Source organism: Bradyrhizobium embrapense (assembly GCF_001189235.2).
Classification (GTDB): domain Bacteria; phylum Pseudomonadota; class Alphaproteobacteria; order Rhizobiales; family Xanthobacteraceae; genus Bradyrhizobium; species Bradyrhizobium embrapense.
The window spans coordinates 94,222-116,337 of sequence record NZ_LFIP02000005.1; the positions used below are offsets into that span (position 1 = coordinate 94,222).

The window sequence follows — 22,116 nt, forward strand, 5'->3', positions numbered from 1 at the left end:
GACGACGATCTCAGGATCTCTCTTCGTCGGATGTGGTGCGTTTGGCGATGATCGGGTTGCGATCGCTGATCGCGGCGAGCAGCGAGGCGTGGCTCACGACGGACCCTACGACGATCTTGCCGGAGGGCTCGATCCGGCGATCGTTCTGCTGCTGTGGGCTCCTGGCGGTGGATTTCTGCATCATGTCGGCCTCCTCGAGGGTGGAGTGGGGCCCGACCGCGTCGGGCCCCACGTTTGGCGATCAGATGCCGAGTACGCCGCCGAGGGCGGGCAGAGCCACCTTCGCGATGCCACCGAGGATATCGCCCCAGTCCTGCGGGTTGACCGACCCGTTGGTCGCCACTTCAGCAATCCGCTTCGGACCGCGCTCGATGCCCTCACACTGGATCGGGCTACGCACGCTGCCGAAGGTCTCAAAGTCGTTCCTTGCGTACATGTTCAGCTCCTTCTTTCGGTTTGAATTGACGGCAACCACGGGAGGTGGGCACCGACCGGGGCCGCCGTCGCTGGACGTCGCCCAGGGGATCGCTCATCGCGTCGGTCCCCTGGACCACGTGACGCCAATTCGCGCCACGTTCTGATCTCCTCCGGACGCAGAGGAGCAATCGCGTCAATAGACCTGCCACTGCCGCAATGGTCCGACCGCCACCGGCACCACGTCGCTGACGTCGATCGTGTACTGATAGACTTCGCGCGCCTGGGTCAGGACCTGCGTCGGGTTGAAGAAGCGGTAGGTCACGTCGTGGCAGATCGATTCCGGACGGCAGATCAGACTCTGGTCGACTTCGACGCTGTCGAGCCGCAAGCCCTTCTTGGCGACGTCGGTGAAGATCTTCCGCGTGTTGTAGGCATTCATCGCCGAGTAGTTCAGCGCGCGATCCTGCGGTGAAAGACCGACATTGCGGAATTCGTTGTAGATGCGCTCGAGGAAGCCCTCGGCGCCGTCCGGCCAGGTGTTGGTGTCGGGCCCGAACAGCGTGTAGAGATCCCACTGGTAGAAGCCGCGCCAGTCGGTCACCAGCGTCGGAACGACCGTGCCGTTGAGCAGCCTGGTCGTGTTGGTGCTGTCGACCCAGCCGGCCATCGAGACCCGCGCCACGCCGCCGCGCGGCGGGAATGCCGGGGGTGTGATCGGTCGTGCGTCAGCGTCGGCGGCGGCCGCCGCCGCCTGTGCCACGGTGCGGGTCGTCGCGGGATCGTCGTGCGAAACCTCCTGATGCCAGAGCGCCAGGATGAGCGCGGCGAAGAACCCGAGACCGAACACGTCGAGCGGCTTGATCGCGTAGATCGGGATCGAATCGATCGTCATCGTCCAGGTGATGGCGTCGGCGTCGGGGAAGTTGTTGCCGGCGCCGGCCGGCGTCGCGGCCTCGCCTTCGGCCTGGTTCAACAAATAGCGCGCCATGATCGCCGGATTGTACGGCGCCGAGGTATCGCCGGAGCGGTCGCGCTCCGGTCCGAACGCGGGATCGCCGCGGCCGATCAGGCTGTCGCGCCAGTTGGCGATCGCCTGCACGAAATAATCGAGGCGGGCCTCCTTGCCGAAATCGTAGAACAGCCGGCCGATCGGGAAGGCGAGTTGACCGGTGGACTCGGCCGTAGCGCCCTGCGGACGCATCCCGCCGCCGCAACTGCAGTTCTTCTCGCTGGCTCGAACCGCGGGGGCTTCGTACATCGGCAGCGCCTGGGGCATTGCGACGGGAAGCGCGCTGCTCGGCGTCAGCATGGGAAGTTGCTGCGGCTGCAGCCAGGTTTGCGGCATCATGCCGGCCTGAGGCATCGCCATCTGCGGCATCATCATCGGTGGCATGACCATCTGCGGTGCCGGTGCCGGCATCCAGACCATGTCGCCGCCCGCATGAGGTACGTGATACGGATAAGGCGTGGGCGCTGCGATCGGCGCGGCGGCGACGCCGTGATCAACAGGAGCGGCCATGGCCGCAGGTGCTGCCGGCGAGGCGGGCTGCGCCTCGCTTGGCATCATCCCGGCGCTGCTTCGCAGGACCGAGCCGTCCGGCCCGAATATGCGCGGAGCCGATGGTGCAGACATTGCTGATAGATCTCCCATGGAACCCTCTCTGGTTGCAGTTGGCTGAGCGGCGGATGACGGTTGGACGAAAGGGCGCGCGGACACTCCCCAGAAGCGGGGAGGCGCGGCCGTGGTACCCGACGGCATAACGGCGTCCGCCTGCTCGCCAAGCAGGGCGGCGACAGCCGCGGGAATATCGAGCCGTCCGGCGAGGCAGCGCGAGGCGCCGCCGTCGTTGGGGCACGGCGCCGCGCTTTCAAGCAGCGCGGCACGGACGGCTTGCGGGTCGGCCTTGCGTCCGTTCTGGCGCAGGCATGAGAGCAGCAGCGCGACGACGCCGGACACGATCGGCGCAGCGTAGCTCGTTCCGGACCGCAGGCTGACGTTGCGGACCGGCGAGGCGCCGGCGATGTTCTCGCCCGGCGCCAGGACGCCGTTCTCCAGATAGGCGTCGCCGAAATTGCTGAACGGCAGCGGATTGCCGGCGAGGTCGCAGGCGCCGACCGCAAGCACGGAGGCGAGGCTGCCCGGCACCTGCACGCAGCGGCAGCCATCATTGCCGGCGGCGGCGACGATCAGCTTGCCGGCGCGTTCGCAGGCGCGCACCGCGTCGACCAGAATGCGATCGGCCTGTCCTGTCGCGGATTGCTGGCCGCTGCTGATGTTGATGATGTCGGCGCCCACGGCCAGCGCCTGGTTGATCGCGAGCGCCAATGTGCTTTGCGAGGACGGCTCGATCTGTCCGGCGGCATTCTCGCGATAGATCGAGAACACGGTTGCGCTGCAGTTCGGCGCGATGCCGAGCACCGGGCTGCCGGGCGTACCCATCAACACGCTCGTGACATGCGTGCCGTGCTCTGACTGGATCATTGATGAAGAGGGCGCGACGAACTCGCCGCCCCTGGCGACGCGGGCCTGCCTGAGCGAGGGATGATTGAGATCGACCGGGCCGTCGATGATTGCGATCTTCACCGCGGGGTCGCCACCCGACGTGCTCTGCCACAAGGCATTCAGACCAGCGATGTCGGCAACTGGATTCATGAAATCGATCCTGGCCGGTCTGCTGCGAGTTCGCGCAGCCGATCCGCCTTCCACGGCAATCTGCAACCCGCGCAGCGAACGAAAAGAGCGGCATGTCGCTGCGTTGGTGCCGTTGTCGCAGGTGTGCCGGGAAAGGCCTATTCACCGCGGTGGATCAGAAAGGATCGAGGCGATGATGCGGATCGACCGATCCATGAGATCGATGTTGCGCCTCGAAAGATCGATCAAAGGGTTTAGTCGGGATCGTCTACGGCGTGATGCGTCCCCATGCGTGCAAGGCCGCGTCGCATCTCTGCAGCGATGCGTACACGCGCTGCGGTCAGCCGAATACGGAATTCAGGTTGCTGGTGTCAGTCGAGCTCGCGGCGGCGATCGAGAACCGGCGCAGATGATGCGATCCACGGCGCTTCGCGCACCCGCCGCATCGCTTGCGCCCGGCGCGGCAGGCCGAGTTTCTGCAGCACGTGATGGACGTGATGCTTGACGGTGGCAAGACTGAGATTGAGATCGCGCGCGATCTCCTTGTTCGACATGCCTTGCCCGATGAGCTTGAGAACCTCGCCTTCGCGGCGCGTCAAGCCCTGGTCCGTGTCGATAGCATCCGTCTGACGTTCCATGCAAAATAGCGCGCGCAGCAGTCCGCCGGAGATCTCGGCGCTGCAGGCGAGCCGCCCGGATGCCACGTCCGACAGCGCGCGGCACAGCTCGTCGAAACTGGCATTCCGGGAAATGTAGCCGCTGAACCCGGCCCGGCCGCAGCGGACCACGTCGCGCCGGTCCTCGTTGAGGCCGAGCGCCACCAGCGCGATCTCCGCATGCTCACTCGCAATCACGCGCACTTCGTCGAGATCGATGCCCTGCGTGACGTCGATCAGAATGACGCTCACACTGCCGGTCTCGAGGGTCGCGCGCAGGCCGGAGAGATCGGAAACCGCCGCCTCGACGGCAAACTCGGCGTGGTTCTGGAAACTCGAGGTGAGCCCCTCGCTGAACAGCCTGATCGGCGTGACGACCGCGATCCTCATATTATCCTCGAACTCAACAAAATGGCGGATGGAAAGCCGTCTGGTGGTCGACGGTACCGGCATCCAGAAAGTCATGAAGGTAAGTATGCGGTATGCTGCCAGAGGTTGTATCGATATCGGGTCGAAATTACGGCGTTGATGCGCGCCGGATCAAGAGATGCAGTTCACATTGCCGCGTCGTCGGGAATTGCGCAGCCCGATCTGATGTGTTGCATATCGCGACAAGACGAAGACGCGGGGAGCGGGCGTGCGATGGCGATGCAGGAAATCTGAAGGCGACTTCAACGCCGTAGTCGTCGACCGCTAGATATTTAGACAATTGACGCGTGCGGGCCCGGATGCTCTGTACAACATTGTGTGTTCTCCAAGATGCGGCGTGAGCGAGGCAATGCGCGCCTCGCACGTGCTTAGATTCAGGCAGATCGGCAAGGTTCCATGACGAGATTTATTCGAGCGGCAGCCCTTCTGACCCTGTTGATGGCAACGCCGGCGGTAGCGATCGTCGGTGGTGGCGCACCATCGACGGATGGCGTCGCGCGCGCCGTCGTCACCATCGTCGGCTCGCGTGGCAATTTCTGCACCGGCGCGCTGATCGCGCCGAAGGTGGTGCTGACTGCGGCACATTGCGTGCAGCCCGGTGCCGACTACAAGATCGTCGAGTATGGGCCGGACCGGCAGCCGAAGCTGCAGGACGTCAAGACGGTTGCGATCCATCCCGGGTTTCGGATGCAGGCGATGACCAATCATGTGGCGACCGCCGATGTCGCGCTGCTGCAGCTTGCGGCGCCAGTCGCTGGCAAGGCGCCGGCCGTGCTGGGCATGCCCAACATTCCGATCCAGACCGGCGGCCGCTTTACCGTCGCGGGTGTCGGTGTCACCGTCAGCGGCGACGGCAAGAGCGGCGGCAGCATTCGTGTCGCGGGCCTGATCGCGAGCGGTAAGCCCGGCACGCTGCAGATCCGTCTCGTCGATCCGGTCGGGCAGGGTGTGCGCGACGGCCTTGGCGCCTGCACCGGCGATTCCGGAGCGCCCGTGTTCGAGGACAAGCAAGGCGGACCCGTCATCGTCGGCGTGGTGAGCTGGTCCACCGGCCCGAACGGCACCGCCGGCTGCGGCGGCATCACCGGCGTGACGCCGCTTACGCTCTATCGCGACTGGGTGATGCAGACCGCGCTGCAGTGGGGCGCGAGCTTTTAGCCCAAAATTGTATGCTTCGGACGGCTCGCACTCGCAGTTCCGTCATCCTGAGGCTCGCTCCGCTCGCACCTCAGGATAACGGAACGTAGAGCGCGCGCGTCTGAAACCTAATGCCCCGCCGCCTTGTTGGCGGCGGCGTTGTTCAGCACGATCAGGCCGTCGACGGCGACGCCGAGCTTGCTGTTGATCAGGAACGGATTGACGTCGATCGAGGCGATGCGGCCATTGGCGTCGGCCATCAGGTTGGAGAGCCCGACCAGCGCCTTCACCGCCGACGCCTCGTGCAGCGCAGGCTTGCCGCGATAGCCCTTCAACTTGACTCCGGCCTTGGTCTTGGCGATCAGCTCCTTCGCCTCGGCGGCATCGAGCGGCGCGCCGGCAAGGGCGACGTCCTTCATCAGCTCGATGTCGACGCCGCCGGTGCCGAACAGCACCACGGGGCCCATCTCGGCATCGAGCGAGGCGCCGACCACGAGCTCGAGGTCGGCCTTGACCTGCTGCGCGATCAGGATGCCCTCGAGCTTCGGCTTGCCCTTCAGCTTCTTCACCCGCGCGGTGATGTCGTTGAACGCCTTCTTCACCTCTGCGGCGTTGGCAAGGTTCAGGACCACACCGCCGATATCCGACTTGTGCAGGATATCGGGGCTGACAACCTTCGCGACCACCGGGAAGCCGATCGTCTTGGCGATCTTCACGGCCTCGGCCGCGGTCTGCGCGACGTCTTCCTTCGAGATCGGGATGCCGTAGGCCTTGAGCAGTTGCTTCGAGGCGACCTCGTCGAGCGCGGCGGCGCCGTTGGCGGCCTTCAGCGTCTTCTCCAGCACCGCGCGCGCGGAGGCCTTCGAGCTCGACACGATGTCGGGCACTTCCTTGCGCAGACCGGAATATTCGATCAACGACTTGATCGCGCCGACCGCGCGGTCGAGGCCCTGCAAGACCGTGATATTGGGCAGCGACTTGCGTAGTCCCTTGGTAAAGTCAGTGAAGCCGATCGACATCGCGCTGATATAGATCACCGGCTTGTTGGCCTGGCCCGCCATGTCGTTGACGATCCGCAGATTGCGCTCGCGCAGCTCGTGCGGCGCCTTCGGCAGCTCGGCGTCGATGATGATGATGTCGGTGTCGGGATCGTCGATCATGATCTTGATCGACTTCATGTAGACGGAAGGATCGACCACCGCGGCGAAGCCGGCGTCGAGCGGGTTGCCGACGATGCTGCCGGGCCCGAGCATCTTCGCCAATTGCTCCGATGCATTGGGGCTCAGCGGCGCGAAATTCAGGCCGGCGGAATAGAACGCGTCGATCAAGAGGCCGCGCTTGCCGCCCGACAGCGACACCGCCGCGAGGCGGTTGCCCTTCGGCGGGTCGGCATGGACGAAACATTCGGTGGTTTCGATCAATTCATCCAGCCCGCGCACGCGGATCACGCCTTCGCGGGTCGAGATCGCATCGAATGTCTCGATCGAGCCGGCGAGCGCGCCGGTATGTGCCATCGCGGCGGCCCGGCCACCCTCGGAGGCGCCGAGCTTGAGCGCGATCACCGGCTTGCCCGCGGCGCGCGCCGCCTTGCAGGCATCGCGGAATACTTTGGTGTTCCTGACGCCTTCGAGATAGACCACGATGACCCGGATGCTCGGATCGGCGGCGAAATAGCTCATCAGGTCCGGGGTCTCGAGCCCGGATTCATTGCCTGTGGTGACCATGTAGCCGACGCCGACGCCGCGATCCTCCAGAGCCTGGCGGATCGCCATCACGATCGCGCCGGATTGGCCGGCGATCGCAACCGCGCCCGGCTCCATCGTGACGATGCGATCGTCGATATTGGTGAACAGGTTCTCGCCGGCGCTGAGATTGCCGAGGCAATTTGGGCCGGTGACCGCGAGCCCGGTCTCCTTGATCGCCTGCTTCAGCTCGACCGCGAGCCGCTGGCTTTCTTCGTCCTGCAGCTCGCTGAAGCCCGATGTGACGATGGTCGCCGAGCGGGCGCCGGCAGCGGCCGCGTCGCGGATCACCTGCACGGCAAAGCGGGCCGGCACCAGCACCAGCACGTGGTCGGGCTTTTCGGGAAGGCTGGCGAAATCCTTGTAGCAGGTGACGCCCCAGATCGTTTCGCGCTTGGCGTTGATCGGAAACAGGCCGCCGGCATATTGGTATTTGATGAGATTGTTCCAGATCCGTTCGGCGTAGTTGCCGGGCTTGTCGGTGGCGCCGACCAGCACAATGTTGCGCGGGTGCAGCATCGCATGGACGCTTTTGACAATGTCGCTGGCGTCAGCGGGCGGTGCCCATTTGCGGGACGAGTGTGACGTGCTGCCTGCGAAAGCTTCCATGGAGCCTGCCCTTATCCTTGTTCTGTTCGTTTCCTCTGGCCCACGGCGGGTCACCGCAGAACGTGATTTTCATTGTTTTTATGGCCGATGGAAGGGGGTAGCAACTCACGCTGCTGCAAGTCAGGGCAACGCTTGCAATATCCCGGCAGGCGCAAAATCGGTGCGCGTCAGGAACCGGATTCGATCATGGTCGCGTGCAGCAGATAGCGTTCGGGGCCCGAGGTCAGCGCGTCGAATGGCCAGCAGGTCGAGAGCACCAGCTCATACCGGTCGGTGAGCGGATCGATGCCGGATTGGTCGAAGCGGACGACCGCGCTGCGATCGGCGCGGTAGCGAAACATCCTGCCGTCGCTTCGCGTGACGTCGATCTCGTCGCCGATTGTGACATCTTTCAGAAACCGGAAATGGGTGTCGCGATGCGCGGAATAGACCGCGACGCCCGGCTGGCCGGCATCGACGCTCTGCTCGACATGGCCGGGACCGAACGCCAGCGCCTGGCCGCTGCTCCCGGCCAGCACGATCGCGGAAGCATGCAGGCGCTTCACCTCGATCCTGGCCACCGGCCAGGTGTCGGCCCAGCGCCACGGTTTTACCGGATGGTCGGTTGCGATGCTCTGTGTAAAGGCGCGCTCCAGCAGCACCTGCGCAAGCAGCGCCTTGGCATGGATGTAGGCGCCCTGGCCGAACAGGATCAGGCCGATGAGGGCGAAGGCGAGGGGCGGGATGAAGCGGGGCATGCTCTTACTCCCGTCATTGCGAGCGTAAAGCGAAGCAATCCATCGAGCGGCATGTGCGGACCCATGGATAGCTTCGTCGCTTCGCTCCTCGCAATGACGCTTGGTGAGAAAAGTGGCGCGCGCGGCCCCCGGGGGGACGGGTGAGAAGGCCGCGCGCGCTCTGAAAGAGAAGGTCGGGGGCACCTCCTCCTTTCATCCGACGTCAGTGGGACGACGTCTGACGCCGGTTGAACACCAGAAGCAGAAGGCTGACCGTGAGCAGGATCACGCCTGCGATCATCTTCAGCTCGGCATCGGTCGCGGTCTTCGGCAGCTGGATGATGCCGGGACCTGGAGCTGCGACCGGTGATCGCTTCAGCGCGGCGAGCTGCAGCTTGCCGTCGCCGGCGTCGGCGCGACGCTCGCCCGGGGCGGCCGGCAGGCGCGGACGCTCACCGAACACCTTTGCGAAATCCCAGCCAGCAGGCAGGTTGAGCGGCAGTTCGGAGAGCTTCAGTGGCTCGCCTTCGGGACGGCTCGGCGTCTTGTCGACTGCAACGAGGCTGGTCAGCCGCGTCACAAGCTGATGCTCCAGCGCCAGCGCAAGGATGGTCTTGTCGGCGTCCTCCGGGCTCGCCTGCCGCGTGGTGCGCGCAACCTCGGCGTCCGCGATCTTGCGGCGTGCCCACAGCTTGGAGAGACCCTTGCCTTCGGCGGCATTCGCGAGCGGCAGCGTCACGCTCCACGGACGATCGCCGATGCGGCCCTTGATCTCGACCGAGCCGGTGAGCTTGTCGAGCTTCGCAGCCAGCACCAGCGGCTCGTCGCGATAGATGTCGGGGAGCGCCGACGGCGTCAGGTCGGCCGTCGCCTCGGAAAATTTTGCGGCGAGGTTGGTCACCGCGGGATTCTCCAGCTTGGCGAACAGGTCACGCATCCGCTCGTCGACCTGCTCGACGGAGCCGATATGGGTGAAGGTGCCGCGGCCGAGCTCGGCGGCGCGCGTCATCAGATAGGTGTTCGGCGCCGAGCCGATCCCGACCATGAAGATGCGCGAGCGGCCGCGTAGCGCGCTGATGGTCTCGAACAATTGCTGCTCGTTGCCGATCGCGCCGTCGGTCAGGAACACCACCTGGCGGACATGGTCGGCGTCGTCATGGCTTGTGTCGGAGAGAGCCGCGCGCATCGCCGGCACCATCTCGGTGCCGCCGCGGGCCTGTATCGCACTGACGAACGACGTCGCGTTCCGGAGATTGTCGCTGGTCGCCGCGACCGGCGTTGGAAACAGCGTGTCCATGGTGTCGTCGAAGCGGATCACGTTGAAGCGGTCGGTCGGCTGCAGGCGGCCGAGCGCGTAAATGAGGCTCGCCTTGGCCTGGATGATCGAGGTGCCGCCCATCGAGCCGGAATTGTCGATCACGAAGATCACCTCGCGGGGGAGCTGCTTCTGTTGCGCCTGTTCGACCGACGGCGGGGTGACGAAGGCCAGCAGATAGTTGGAATTGCCGACATGCTCGCGGAACAGCCCGACCGACGGCGCCTTCTCGGCGGCCGGCTTCCAGGTCAGCTCGAAATCGCGATCGGCCGGTATCGGGCCTTCGGCGAGCTTGACGATGCGCGTCGTGCTGTCGGGGCTCTCGATCCTGACCTGGTGGAAATGGCTCTTCACCTCGCCGAGCGGGAAGCCGGCGTTGAGGTGCACCGTGATGTTGGTCGGATTGACCGGGCCATTCGTCGCGGGATCAAGCACCTCGGAGGCGATGCGATCGCGGTCCGGCACCGGATCGGTCGTGGTGGCGCCCCAGCCGCTGCCGTCTGCACGGAGGTCGACGCTCTGCACGACAGGACGCGGATTGTAGCGGGGGCCGACCACCATCGGCACCCGCAGCGAGAATTCGTTGCCGTTCTGCTGCACCGGCTCCTGATACTCGATCTGCACCAGGACGGTTTCGCCGGGGCCGATATTAGCCACGGAGTTGGTGAAGATGTTCGGCCGCTCCTGTTCGGTGAGCGCGGCCTTCTGGCCGTTCTGCTTGGCCTGCTCGTAGATCGCGCGGGCCTGCTGCCGCTCCTTGATGTCGCCGACCACGATGCGATCGCCGACCACCATCTTCAGCGTGTCGACCGCGCCGCCGGCCGGCAGCGGATAGACATAGGTCGCTTCCACCCAGTCCTTGGTCGGGTTGCGGAAGATCTGGGTGACGCGGGCGCGGACGGTCGGCCCCGACACCGCGAGGTCGACATCGACGCCGAGCCTCAGTGCATCCCTGTAGCCGTCGTCGGTCTTGAACAGCAGCGAGCCGGAGCGCGCATCGCTTGGCCGCAGCACCCCTTGTTGCGGCAGCTCCGCCGACCACACCGGATCAAAGCTCACGAACAGCGCCGCAAAGCCGATCGCCAGCGCGGCCACACCTTCCACCAGGAAGAACAGCGCAATGCGCATCCGGCGCGACATCCGGATCTGCGGGCTGCTTTCACATGCATCGTAAATCGTCATCTTCGTCACTCCCGAGCGAGACTTTCGCTGCTTCGCAATCATGGAGAGCGGCGGTTTCGGCGCGAGCAGAACGATTGGCAATGATTGGCCGCCGTCCGGCGCGGCCCGCCGCCGGCCGAGGCGGGTTTGTGCGGTTTTGTGATGGATTGTCCGGTCTGCTAGAGTGTGCTGAATCGAGGGGAACCGGGCAGGAATCTGGATGCCGACGCCTGACAAGCAGCTATCCGCGGAGCAGAGCCGGCAGGTCGCGGAGACCATCCGGGAGGAAATCGCGCGCCGCCGTATCTCGCGGCAGACGCTGGCCGAGCAGGCCAAGCTCAGCCTATCGACGTTGGAGAAGGTGCTTGGTGGCCGCCGCCCGTTCACGCTGGCGACCACCGTGCGGCTCGAGCAGGCGCTCGGCGTGTCCTTGCGCAAGCTGCCGGAGACGATCACGGTAACCGCGCCCGTCAATGGCGGCATCGCGCCCGACAGTCTCGGATCCTATTCGCGCCGTGCGGTGGCACGGATCGAAGGGACTTACATCACGGTGCGTCCGTCGTTCGGCGAGCCGGACGCGTTGTATGCCTATCGCACCGAGATCGCCTGGGACGATGCGGCGTCATCGCTCGGCTTCCGCGAGGGCGAGCGGCAGGATGCCGATTACACCCAATATGGCGAGGTGGCGGTGCCCAATGAATCCGGCTTCGTCTATCTCGTCACCAACCGGCATGGCCAGCATCGCGTGATCACGGTCTCGCGGCCGCGCAATTCCGGCGAGATGTACGGCATCATCACCACGCTGCTCGCCGGCCGCGGCTCGCTGCTGACGCCGGTCGCTGCGCCGATCGCGTTCCTGCCGGTGAAGAACGTGCCGAAGCCGAGTCTCGGCCGGGTATCGGCCGATGACGCGAACTTCGCGCTCTATCGCGAGCACGTGCGGCGCACGATCGACGAGCCGTTCGCGATTTTCTTGCCGGGATAATGAGGCAAGGTTACGTCGCTCTCGGACGCGCAGGCGCGACCATGCCGGCGATCAGCACGGCGAGAATGCCGGTCAGGAAAATGCCGTCAAACGTGCCGGCGCCGCCGATCGATGCGATCGGCGCACCGAGGCTGCCGATCTTGTCGAGGTTCAACAGGTCCGCGCCGAGCAGCGTTCCCATCGAGCCGCCGATATAAGCCAGCGGCGCTGCATATTCGCGCGACAGCAGCAGGGCGAGGATCGCCGTGGCCGCCACCGGAACGAATACCGGGACAGCGATCCCCATGCCTGGCACCGGCGTCGCGCTTGCATGGACGATGGCCGCGATCACGGCGGTCGCGATAGCGGCCCTGAGCCAGAGCTGATAACGCAGCATCAGATAGGCGGACATCGCGGCCGGAATCACCGCGCCGCCAACGTTCACGGCAAGGATCGTGCTCGGCGATGCAAGGTAGGGCACCACATAGCGCATGCCGAAGAAATCGACGATCTGCCCCGCTCGCACCGGCGGGCCGGACAGCACCGTGATCGGAATATTGAAGTAGCTGCCGATCAGCGACCCGAACAGCAGCAGCAATGCGACGCCGGGACCGACGCCGAGCCGCATATAGGCGTAGCGCAGGATGCGAAGCTGGATCAGGACCACCAGCGCGATGGCCGCGAACACCAGGATCGAGAAGAATCCCGGCGTCAGCGGCAGATAATGAACTTGGGAATGCATCGGCTAGACGATCCGGCTTCGGATTGGCTCCTATGTTACGTAGGGTTCTCTTGGTGGGATCACAAGGAAGGTGCCGATTCCGTCATCCTTGTAAGTCTCGAATCGCTGAGGTACGAGCTCTTGCGAGCCTCGAAGGATGCACGGCCACGGCCGGGGCCGTCGACCCTTCGAGACGCGCGCAAGGGCGCGCTCCTCAGGGTGACGGTGTAAGAGTGGTCGACGGCGGAATTAACTCGGCAGGCGCCAATCTGCGAAGGGCCGTAAAAACGAAGCCGCCCGGATGGGCGGCTTCGCGACGCTGACGTTCCGTAACGCGATCAGCCCTAGCCGCCGGTCTCGGCGCTGATGATGTCGCCGAACAGCTCCCATTGCCCGCTCTTGAACTGCATCATCTTCAGCTGCTCGACCGGCGCGAAGTCGGTCGCGCTGGTGTTGATCCGGATGCCGGGGATCAGCGTGTCGGGCGTGAAATCCTTCAGGCTGGCGGCCTGCTTCATCACGTTCTCACGGGTCAGATTGTCGCCGCACTGCTTCAGCACCTGCACCATGGTCTGCGCCGCGGCGTAGCCATAGACCAGATTGGCGTCGGACAGATTGGCGCCGGGCATGTACTTCTCGGCGAAGGCCATGAACTTCTTCATGCCCTCGTCGTTCTTCCACTGCGGATCGGAGGCGTCCTTGAGGTAGCCGGCTGACAGCACGCCTTCGGAGGCTTCGAGACCGGCGGGTTTCATGACCGCGCCGATCGAGATCGAGACGTCGGTCATCACGTGCATCGGCTTCCAGCCGAGCTCGGCGATCTTCTTGATCGCCTGCGCCGCGAATTTCGGCGTCGAGATGTTGACGAACACGTCGGCGCCGGTGTCCTTCAGCTTGACGATGTGGGAATCGATCGACGGCTCTGTCGTCTCGTAGCTTTCCTCGGCGACGATCTTGACGCTCGACTTGTCGAGCACCTCCTTCAGGCCGACCAGGTAGTCCTTGCCGAAATCGTCATTGGCATAGAAGATCGCAACCTTCGCGTCTGGCTTGGCCTTGAGGATGTATTTGCCGAAGATCCGCGCCTCGACGCGATAGCTCGGTTGGAAGCCCATCGTCCACGGGAAATCCTTCGGATCGTTCCACTTGCTGGCGCCGGTGGCGAGGAAGAGCTGCGGCACCTTCTTGGCGTTGTGATACTTCTGCACCGCAGTCTGGGTCGGCGTGCCCAGCGCGTTGAACACCAGGAACACCTCGTCGCTCTCGATCAGCTTGCGGATCTGCTCCACGGTCTTCGGCGGCGAATAGCCGTCGTCATAGGAGATCCAGTTGATCTTGCGGCCGTTGATGCCGCCCTGTTCGTTGATCATCTTGAAATAGGCTTCTTCGGTCTTGCCGATGATGCCGTAGGCGGAGGCGGGACCGCTATAGGCCTCGACATTGCCGATCTTGATCTCGGTGTCGGAGGCGCCGGTGTCATATTTCTTCTGTGCAAAGGCGGCCTGGCTGGAAAGCAGGCAGAGCGCCGCGGCGGCGGCCAGCAGCGACAGTTTTGTGATTTTCATAAAGGCAATTTCCTCGATTGATTCTGGTTGGGGACTGACGCAACGAACCCGCAGCCGGTCCCGGCAGACGGTTGCGGGGCAATTCCTGTCACAGCGGAGTCCGGGCCGCGCGAGGCGCGTCTAGGATCACGCCGCGGTATCGGTCGGCTTCGGCTGGCTGAATTGCAGCCGGAGCGTCGGCTTATGAATTTTGCCTGTCGCATTCCGCGGCAGGGCATCGATGAATTCGATCAGGCGCGGACATTTGAACCGCGCCAGATTGGCCTGGCAATGCGCGTGGATCTCGGCCGGGGTCAGCGTATGGCCCGGCTTCACGGCGATCACGGCCATCCCGACCTCGCCCCATTGCTCGTTCGGGATGCCAATCACGGCGGCTTCGGCCACGGCTGCCAATTGATGCAGCACGCTCTCGACTTCGGCCGGATAGACGTTCTCGCCGCCAGAGATGTACATGTCCTTCCAGCGGTCGACGATGTAGTAGAAGCCGTCCTCGTCGATCCGCGTGGCATCGCCGGTGTGCAGCCAGCCGTCAGTGAAGGAAGAGGCGTTGGCGTCCGGCCGGTTCCAATAGCCCGGCGTAATGTTCGGGCCCCTGACCCAGAGTTCGCCGAGCTCGCCCACTGCGGCATCGCTGCCGTCGGGTCGCACGATCCTCACTTCAGTATGCAGCACAGGCTTGCCGGATGAGCCGGCCTTGCGCGCGGCATCCTCGCGGTCGAGCACCATCACCGCCGGCGAGGTCTCGGTCATGCCGTAGCCCTGCTGCAGTGCGACGCCGCGCGCCTCCCAGGTCTTGAGCAGCGGCACCGGCATCGGCGCACCACCGACCCCGCCGATCAGCAGGCGGCTGAAATCGGCGGTCGCGAACGCCGGATGCTGCGCCATGAACTGGTAGATCGCGGGCACGCCGAAGAATACGTTGATGCCGTGCGCGGGATCGCCGATCAGCTTCAAGGCCTCGCCGGGGTCGAAATTGCGCATGATCAGCACGGTGCCGCCGGCATGCAGCACCGGGTTGGTGTAGCAATTCAGCCCGCCGGTGTGGAATAGCGGCAGCACCGTGAGCAGCACGGAGGCCGGCGAGATGTAAGCGGGGCCGCCGAGATTGACGCAATTCCAGAACGTCATCCCGTGCGTGATGATCGCGCCCTTGGGCTGGCCCGTGGTGCCCGAGGTGTACATGATGGTCGAGATGTCATCGAGCGTGACCTCTTCGAACCGTTCGAGCGGTTTGGCCGCGGCGATGCCGGCCTCATAGGCGCCGCCGGGGCCGAGCCGCACGGTCGAAGCGACGCCGCAGAGCTTGGCGACCGCAAGCGCGGTCTCGGCGAGCTCGTCGTCGTGGATCATCACTTTGGGCGATGCGTCGCCGGTGATGTAGCGCAGCTCGGGAACGGTGAGGCGGGTGTTGAGCGGCAGGAAGACCGCGCCGATCCGGAAGCAGGCGAACTGCACTTCCAGCGTATCCGTGGTGTTCAGGGCCAGCACCGCGACCCGGTCGCCGCTCGCGACCCTCAAGGCGTCGCGCAGATGGCCCGCGAGCCGCGACACGCGGGCGTCGAGCTCCGCATAGGTGAAGCGGCGACGGCTTGCGAGATCGACAAGCGCCGTCTTGTCCGGCGTACGCCGGCGATGATGCGCGATCCAGTCGTAATAACGAACCGGCAATTTTCCCTCCTCCGGAACGGCAGTCTTGCGCCGCCTGTCCCTCGATTGATGCCATGAATTGGCAGTGGAGGGGGCGTATCGGGATACTGTCTTGCGTTTAGTGGCTGGCGGGAAACCCGATCCGGCCGGCAGCCACTCGACGCAAGTGAACCGGGAAAAATCCGGACATCGTCAGCCGCAAGAATCAACGGAGCACGCGGATGGCAAACCCGTTCTACACCGGCGAGCATGAAGCCTTTCGCGAGGTGATGCGGCGCTTTGTGGCGAAGGAAATCGAGCCTTATTCCCATCAATGGGACGAGGAGGGCGAGTTTCCGCGCGAGCTCTATGCCAAGGCGTCCGAGATCGGGCTGCTTGGCCTCGGTTTCCCGGAGGAATATGGCGGGGTCGCCGCCGACCAGTTCATGAAGATCGTGGCCTCGCAGGAGCTGGCACGCGCCGGCGCCGGCGGCGTCTCCGCGAGCCTGATGAGCCACACCATCGGCTCGCCGCCGATCGCTCGTGCCGCCCGCCCCGAGGTCAAGGCGCGGGTGTTGCCGGAGGTGCTTGCGGGCAAGAAGATCTCCGCGCTCGCGATCACCGAGCCGAGCGGCGGCTCCGATGTCGCCAATTTGCGGACCAAGGCGCGGCGCGACGGCGATCATTATATCGTCAGCGGCGAGAAGACCTTCATCACGTCGGGCATGCGCGCCGACTATCTGACGGTCGCGGTGCGCACCGGCGGCGAGGGCCCCGGCGGCGTCAGCCTGCTGCTGATCGAAGGCAATGCGCCGGGCCTGACGCGCACCAAATTGAAGAAGATGGGCTGGTGGGCGTCGGACACCGCGACGCTTCATTTCGACGAGTGCCGCGTGCCGGTCGAGAACCTGATCGGCGAGGAGGGCGAGGGCTTCAAGCAGATCATGTACAACTTCAACAGCGAACGGATGGGCATGGCGGCAAGCTGCACCGCCTATGCGCGCGTTTGCCTCGACGAGGCGGTTGCCTATGCCAAGGAGCGCAAGACCTTCGGCAAGCCGATCGCCCAGCACCAGGTGATCAGGCACAAGATCGTCGACATGGCGCAGAAGGTCGCGGCCTCGCAGGCGATGCTGGAAATGCTGGCGTGGCGGCTCGGCCAGGGCGAAAGCCCGGTCGCCGAAATCTGCATGATGAAGAACCAGGCGACGCAAACCATGGCGCATTGCGCCTCCGAGGCGGTGCAGATCTTCGGCGGCGCCGGCTTCATGCGCGGCGTCAAGGTCGAGCGCATCTACCGCGAGGTCAAGGTCAACGCCATCGGCGGCGGTACCGAGGAGATCATGAAGGATCTCGCGTCGCGGCAGATGGGGCTTTGAATGCTTCTCACTCACAGCCGTCATTCCGGGGCTCGCGAAGCGAGAGCCCGGAATCCATCGGGCAGCAGATTCGATGTGAATGGATTCCGGGCTCGCGCTCCGCGCGCCCCGGAATGACAAGGATTGATTAAATATGCTCTTCACCGCCGACCACGACGAACCGCGTCGCGCGCTGCAAAAATTCATCGCGGCCGAGATCAATCCCCATGTCGACGAATGGGAGCAGGCCGGCATCTTCCCGGCGCATGAACTGTTCAAGAAGCTCGGCGATCTCGGCTTCCTCGGCCTCAACAAGCCGGTCGAATTCGGCGGCCAGGGACTGGATTATTCCTACGCGCTGATGATGGCCGAGGAGCTCGGGGCGATCACCTGCGGCGGCGTGCCGATGGCGATCGGTGTGCAGACCGACATGGCGACGCCGGCGCTGGCGCGGTTCGGCTCAGACGAGGTGCGGCGCGAATTCCTGGCCCCCGCGATCGCGGGCGATCAGGTCGCCTGCATCGGTGTCTCCGAGCCCGGCGCCGGCTCCGACGTCGCCTCGATCAAGACCCATGCGCGCTCCGACGGCGATGACTACGTCATCAATGGCGGCAAGATGTGGATCACCAACGGCACCCAGGCTGATTGGATTTGCCTGCTTGCCAACACCAGCGACGGCCCGGTCCATCGCAACAAGTCGCTGATCTGCGTGCCGATGAAAACCAGGGGCGTCCAGGTCGCGCGAAAACTCGACAAGCTCGGCATGCGTTCCTCCGACACCGCGCAGATCTTCTTCGACAATGTCCGGGTGCCGAAACGCAACCGGATCGGCGAGGAAGGGCAAGGCTTCACCTACCAGATGATCCAGTTCCAGGAGGAGCGGCTGTGGGGCGCGGCCGCCTGCCTGAAGGCGCATGAATTCATCATCAACGCCACCATCGACTACACCCGGAGCCGCAAGGCGTTCGGCGGCTCGATCCTCGATAACCAGGTGGTGCATTTCAAGCTCGCGGAGATGCAGACCGAGGTCGAGCTGCTGCGCTCGCTGGTTTATCGCGCCGGCGAGGCGCTGGTGGCTGGCGAGGATGTCACCCGGCTTGCGACCATGGCGAAACTGAAGGCCGGCCGGCTCGGCCGCGAGCTCACCGATGCCTGCCTGCAATATTGGGGCGGCATGGGCTTCACCAATGAGACGCCGGTCAGCCGGGCCTATCGCGACAGCCGCCTGACCTCGATCGGTGGCGGCGCCGATGAGGTGATGCTGATGGTATTGTGCAAGATGATGGGCACGCTGCCCGGCATGAAGCAAAAGGGAAATGCCTGATGATCACGCTCTATCACTGCGATGCCGCGCGCTCGTTCCGTCCGCTGTGGATGCTGGAGGAGCTCGGGCTGTCCTATGAGCTGAAGATGCTCCCGTTCCCGCCGCGCGTATTCGCCAAGGAATATCTCGGCATCAATCCGCTCGGCACGATTCCGTTCATGGTCGATGGCGAGACCAGGATGACGGAGTCCTCCGGCATCTGCCATTACCTCGGCACCAAATATGGACCGACGCCGCTGATCGTAGGTCCCGACGAGCCGGCCTATGGCGCGTTCCTGAACTGGATGTATTTCTCCGATGCGACGCTGACCTTTCCGCAGACGCTGGTGCTGCGCTACAGCCAGCTGGAGCCGGAGGAGCGGCGCAGTCCGCAGGTCTCGGGCGACTATGCAAAATGGTTCCTAGGCCGCTTGCGTGCGGTGGAGGCCGCCGCCGCGAAATCGGAATTCCTCTGCGCGGAACGCTTCACGGCCGCCGACATCACCAACGGCTATGCGCTTCGGCTTGCCAGCAATATCGGCCTCGCCAAGGATTTTGGGCCGAATGTCGCGGCCTATTGGGCGCGGCTGCAGCAGCGCGAAGGTTACCAGCGCGCGGTGGCGTCGGAGCAAAAAGCCGGGCTGGAACAGAACGTTGCGCCGCGGGCGCGGCCTTGATTAGTCCGTCGTTCCGGAGCAATGCGCAGCATTGAACCCGGAACCTCGTCATTCCGGGTTCGATGCGTCGCATCGCCCGGAATGACGACAATTCGCGTCGATGACAGCTTACGAATTTGCGCTATGGTAGCTCCGCCGCAGCGGCCCAAAGAGCCGCGCGAGGAGGAACCGCCATGGACGCGATCGTGGACGCGAAGTGCCAGAACTCCGGTCAGCCATCCGGCCACCGGATGCTGATCACGCCGGAACGGGTTTTCTATGCCGGGCTGCTCGGCCGCCCGCGCGAGCGCTGTCCCGGCGCATTCCACGTCTATGTCGCGATCCGCGACGGCCTGCATCTGTCGACCAGCGAAGGCCGCGAGTCGCATGGCGAGCTAGCCGTGACGATGCCGAACCTGCGCCACACCATCACCAGCGAATATCGATCCGCGATCTGCGTTGCGATCGAGCCGGAAAGCGTGCCCGACGGCACGCTCGAAGCCGTCGCCCGCCGCCTGCAAGGGCCCGATTCTCATCTGTTCGCGAGCCGGATTCGCAACGCCTATGGGACGCTTGCCGAGATGCAGCATCGCGACGCGATCGCCAATGCCGAGTTCGACACCATGTGCTTCGGCGACGCGCTGCCCCAGCGCGTGCTCGATCCGCGCGTCGTTCGCGCGATCGGCCGCATCGGGGAATTCTCCGGCGAACCGGTGACCGCGGCAGGCTGCGCCGCCGAGGCCGGGCTGTCGCCCTCGCGCTTCCTGCATCTGTTCAAGGAGGAGACCGGAATCTCGTTCCGCTCCTTCCGCGCCTGGAAGCGCGCGCGGCATCTGCTGCACTTCGCCAACCAGGACATCAACCTCGCGCATCTCGCGCAGGATATCGGCTATCCCGACTCGACCCATTTCAGCCACTCGATCCGCCGCTTCTACGGCCTGAAGCCGCGCGCGATCTTCTCCGGCTCGCGGGATCTTGCGATCTATCGCACCGGACAGTCGGCGAGTGAGAGGGCGGTGACGTAGCAGGAAGCGAGCGTCAGTGCGCCACCGCCTGGACGATCACTGAGGTCAAGGTGTCCCGATTGCCATCCGGCAGCATATGGGTCGGTCGAGGCTGCCAGCTCTGGATGATGAAGGCGTCCGGCGAAATCGCGGGATCGGCGACCAGCTCACGGTATCGTTGAACAGCATGGCTCGTCCACGCCAGGTCGTTGCGGTCGGCCGGATCGCCGTCGATCACGACACCATAGCTGAGGCCTGCCGCGTGCAGCCGTGTCTTCCAGACCATGAGCTGTGGCCGCCAGTTGCTTTGCCAGATCAAGTCGGCCTGCAGAAAGGTCAAGGGCTCGCCAGTCTTCGCCTTGAACAGCTTGGCAAATCTCAGAATTTCATCGAAACGTCCCGGCGTCTGATCCGTTACGGGCTTGATGTCGCCGAATTGGACGTGCGGGAACGCCGCTTTCAGAGTCCGGATGTTCGGCGCGATGTTATCGACCAGGTCCTCGGTCTTGTATTGGCAACCGCTGTGCGCGAAATGCCCCCAGGTCATCGGCTCATCGAACGCCACATAGGCGATCTCGCCGCCTTGCGCCGCGACGCGGTCCGCAGCCTTCTTGATGACGGCTGCGGTGGTATAGCCGGGAACGCCGTTTCCGCAGCGGGTCGTGGCGACCAGAATCTCGGCCTCCATGGCGAGTGCGATGTGGCGGCGGCGAAGGTCGCGGATCACGGCGGCGAGGTCCGCATCGCTCGATCGGTGCAGGAACTGGGTGGAGAGCTTGAAGACCTGGATCGCCGCAGCCGCGCGGTGCCAATCCGCGTTTGGGGAAAATAACGTCATGAAGTCGCTCGCCACTCGCTCGCCGCGATCGGCCTGGACAACTGGGTCGACGCCTGAGAGCCAGATTTGCCCTGCCGCTGCAGCCGATGTCGAGAACATGACGGCGCCAAGGATGATGGCAGACAGGGATTTGAGCTTCATCATTGCATCGCTTGCCTGCGCCAGATGATGTGGAGGATGTTTCGACCACACCGGCCGTGACGAGTCCATACCGGTCGGGCGTGGTCGGCCCGGATGACGATCAAATCGATCGTTGGCTGAGCGCGCGAGCGTTAGCCAGTCAACGCAAGATGGCGCGAAGGCAAAGTTCTCATCATGGGAAAATCAGCAGCGCAGGTGCGCTGCAAAGCGGACAACAGACCCATGAGCGACAAGGCCGTCATCACCTGCGCGCTGAACGGCGTGCTTACCGACCCGAAACAGCACAACGTCCCGGTGACGCCGGAACAGATGGCGCGCGAGGCCAGGGCCGCGTTCAACGCCGGCGCCAGCATCATGCACATCCACCTGCGCCAGCAGGAGCCGAACAAAGGCCATCTGCCGTCATGGGACGTCGGCGTCAGCAAGGAGATCCAGCAGGCGATCCGCGAGGCCTGTCCCGGCGTGATCATCAATCACACCACCGGCACCTCGGGCCCGAACTACCAGGGCGCGCTCGACTGCGTCCGCGAGACAAAACCCGAGATCGCGGCCTGCAATGCCGGCTCGCTGAATTATCTGAAGGTCAAGGCCGACAACACCTGGGCCTGGCCGCCGATGATGTTCGATAACGCCGTCGAGAAAGTGCAGGATTATCTCGACGTGATGAAGGTCGCCGGCACCATTCCCGAATTCGAGTGCTTCGATGTCGGCATCGTGCGCTGCGTCGGGATGTACCGGCAGACCGGCATGTACTCCGGCCCGCTCGAATACAATTTCGTCATGGGTGTCGCCTCGGGCATGCCGGCCGATCCGGAACTGCTGCCGATCCTGCTCAAGCTGAAGGCGCCGGAAGCGCATTGGCAGGTCACCGCGATCGGTCGCGCCGAGATCTGGCCGCTGCACCAGCGCGCCGCCGACCTCGGCGGCCATCTGCGTAGCGGCCTGGAAGATACATTCTATCTCGGCGACGGCACCAAGGTGACGTCGAACGGGCAGCTCGTCGAAGGCCTCGCGGCATGTGCGCGCCGGGCCGGCCGCGAGATCGCGAGCCCTGCGGAAGCGCGGCAGATCTTTGGTGTCAGGCACTGATCGTCATTCCGGGGCGCGCGCAGCGCGAGCCCGGAAT

At 64.6% G+C, this 22,116-nt stretch carries 18 protein-coding genes; 7 read left to right on the forward strand and 11 right to left on the reverse strand.

What is annotated here, in order from left to right; translation table 11 throughout:
- Positions 1–10 precede the first annotated feature (10 nt).
- From AKN83_RS40640 to AKN83_RS23150, 4 genes are all read right to left on the reverse strand, one after another.
- On the reverse strand, positions 11–184 hold the full coding sequence (locus AKN83_RS40640) for a hypothetical protein (RefSeq protein WP_172803598.1): 174 nt from the start codon (positions 182–184) through the stop codon (positions 11–13).
- A gap of 57 nt (positions 185–241) precedes the next feature.
- Entirely contained in the window at positions 242–436 is a 195-nt protein-coding gene (locus tag AKN83_RS23140) for a hypothetical protein (protein ID WP_050401861.1), read from the reverse strand.
- A gap of 174 nt (positions 437–610) precedes the next feature.
- A complete protein-coding gene (locus AKN83_RS23145; RefSeq protein ID WP_050401811.1) occupies positions 611–3,070 on the reverse strand; it encodes a S8 family serine peptidase in 2,460 nt (819 codons plus the stop codon).
- Positions 3,071–3,420: 350 nt separating this feature from the next.
- Positions 3,421–4,095 (reverse strand): LuxR C-terminal-related transcriptional regulator, encoded by a 675-nt coding sequence (locus AKN83_RS23150; RefSeq protein WP_050401862.1) that lies wholly within the window; start codon positions 4,093–4,095, stop codon positions 3,421–3,423.
- 435 nt (positions 4,096–4,530) lie between these two features.
- On the opposite strand from AKN83_RS23150, the gene AKN83_RS23155 reads away from it, so the two are divergent.
- Positions 4,531–5,292: a S1 family peptidase gene (locus AKN83_RS23155; RefSeq protein ID WP_050401812.1), complete on the forward strand. Its 762-nt coding sequence runs from the start codon at positions 4,531–4,533 to the stop codon at positions 5,290–5,292.
- Between the two features lie 107 nt (positions 5,293–5,399).
- On the opposite strand, the gene AKN83_RS23160 is transcribed toward AKN83_RS23155, so the two are convergent.
- From AKN83_RS23160 to AKN83_RS23170, 3 genes are all read right to left on the reverse strand, one after another.
- On the reverse strand, positions 5,400–7,622 hold the full coding sequence (locus AKN83_RS23160; protein WP_050401813.1) for an acetate--CoA ligase family protein: 2,223 nt from the start codon (positions 7,620–7,622) through the stop codon (positions 5,400–5,402).
- Positions 7,623–7,789: 167 nt separating this feature from the next.
- Positions 7,790–8,359 (reverse strand): class GN sortase, encoded by a 570-nt coding sequence (locus AKN83_RS23165; protein WP_050401814.1) that lies wholly within the window; start codon positions 8,357–8,359, stop codon positions 7,790–7,792.
- Between the two features lie 202 nt (positions 8,360–8,561).
- On the reverse strand, positions 8,562–10,781 hold the full coding sequence (locus AKN83_RS23170; RefSeq protein ID WP_430641573.1) for a marine proteobacterial sortase target protein: 2,220 nt from the start codon (positions 10,779–10,781) through the stop codon (positions 8,562–8,564).
- 253 nt (positions 10,782–11,034) lie between these two features.
- Between AKN83_RS23170 and AKN83_RS23175 the strand changes: the two genes are divergently transcribed.
- Positions 11,035–11,799: a helix-turn-helix domain-containing protein gene (locus AKN83_RS23175; RefSeq protein ID WP_050401816.1), complete on the forward strand. Its 765-nt coding sequence runs from the start codon at positions 11,035–11,037 to the stop codon at positions 11,797–11,799.
- Positions 11,800–11,809: 10 nt separating this feature from the next.
- On the opposite strand, the gene AKN83_RS23180 is transcribed toward AKN83_RS23175, so the two are convergent.
- From AKN83_RS23180 to AKN83_RS23190, 3 genes are all read right to left on the reverse strand, one after another.
- The gene (locus AKN83_RS23180; RefSeq protein ID WP_050401817.1) at positions 11,810–12,520 is read right to left on the reverse strand and encodes a DUF1614 domain-containing protein; all 711 of its coding nucleotides are present in this window, start codon (positions 12,518–12,520) and stop codon (positions 11,810–11,812) included.
- A gap of 323 nt (positions 12,521–12,843) precedes the next feature.
- Entirely contained in the window at positions 12,844–14,064 is a 1,221-nt protein-coding gene (locus AKN83_RS23185) for an ABC transporter substrate-binding protein (RefSeq protein ID WP_050401818.1), read from the reverse strand.
- 126 nt (positions 14,065–14,190) lie between these two features.
- Complete coding sequence (locus AKN83_RS23190; protein WP_050401819.1) at positions 14,191–15,732, reverse strand: acyl-CoA synthetase; 1,542 nt, start codon at positions 15,730–15,732, stop codon at positions 14,191–14,193.
- A 200-nt stretch (positions 15,733–15,932) separates the two neighbouring features.
- Here AKN83_RS23190 and AKN83_RS23195 point away from each other — a divergent pair, with 200 nt between their 5' ends.
- The 4 genes from AKN83_RS23195 to AKN83_RS23210 all read left to right on the forward strand — a co-directional run bounded on the left by AKN83_RS23195 (position 15,933) and on the right by AKN83_RS23210 (position 20,032).
- Positions 15,933–17,069 carry an acyl-CoA dehydrogenase family protein gene (locus AKN83_RS23195; protein WP_063695477.1) on the forward strand — a complete coding sequence of 379 codons (1,137 nt, stop codon included), beginning with the start codon at positions 15,933–15,935 and terminating at the stop codon, positions 17,067–17,069.
- A 133-nt stretch (positions 17,070–17,202) separates the two neighbouring features.
- Positions 17,203–18,372: an acyl-CoA dehydrogenase family protein gene (locus AKN83_RS23200; protein ID WP_063695478.1), complete on the forward strand. Its 1,170-nt coding sequence runs from the start codon at positions 17,203–17,205 to the stop codon at positions 18,370–18,372.
- Positions 18,372–19,028: a glutathione S-transferase family protein gene (locus AKN83_RS23205; RefSeq protein WP_050401820.1), complete on the forward strand. Its 657-nt coding sequence runs from the start codon at positions 18,372–18,374 to the stop codon at positions 19,026–19,028. Before AKN83_RS23200 ends, AKN83_RS23205 begins: the two co-directional genes overlap by 1 nt.
- A gap of 173 nt (positions 19,029–19,201) precedes the next feature.
- A complete protein-coding gene (locus AKN83_RS23210) occupies positions 19,202–20,032 on the forward strand; it encodes a helix-turn-helix domain-containing protein (protein WP_050401821.1) in 831 nt (276 codons plus the stop codon).
- Positions 20,033–20,045: 13 nt separating this feature from the next.
- Here the strand turns inward: AKN83_RS23210 and AKN83_RS23215 are convergent, their stop codons facing one another.
- On the reverse strand, positions 20,046–20,990 hold the full coding sequence (locus AKN83_RS23215) for a hypothetical protein (protein ID WP_157113520.1): 945 nt from the start codon (positions 20,988–20,990) through the stop codon (positions 20,046–20,048).
- Between the two features lie 222 nt (positions 20,991–21,212).
- Between AKN83_RS23215 and AKN83_RS23220 the strand changes: the two genes are divergently transcribed.
- The gene (locus AKN83_RS23220; RefSeq protein WP_050401823.1) at positions 21,213–22,079 is read left to right on the forward strand and encodes a beta-keto acid cleavage family enzyme; all 867 of its coding nucleotides are present in this window, start codon (positions 21,213–21,215) and stop codon (positions 22,077–22,079) included.
- Positions 22,080–22,116: the final 37 nt, after the last annotated feature.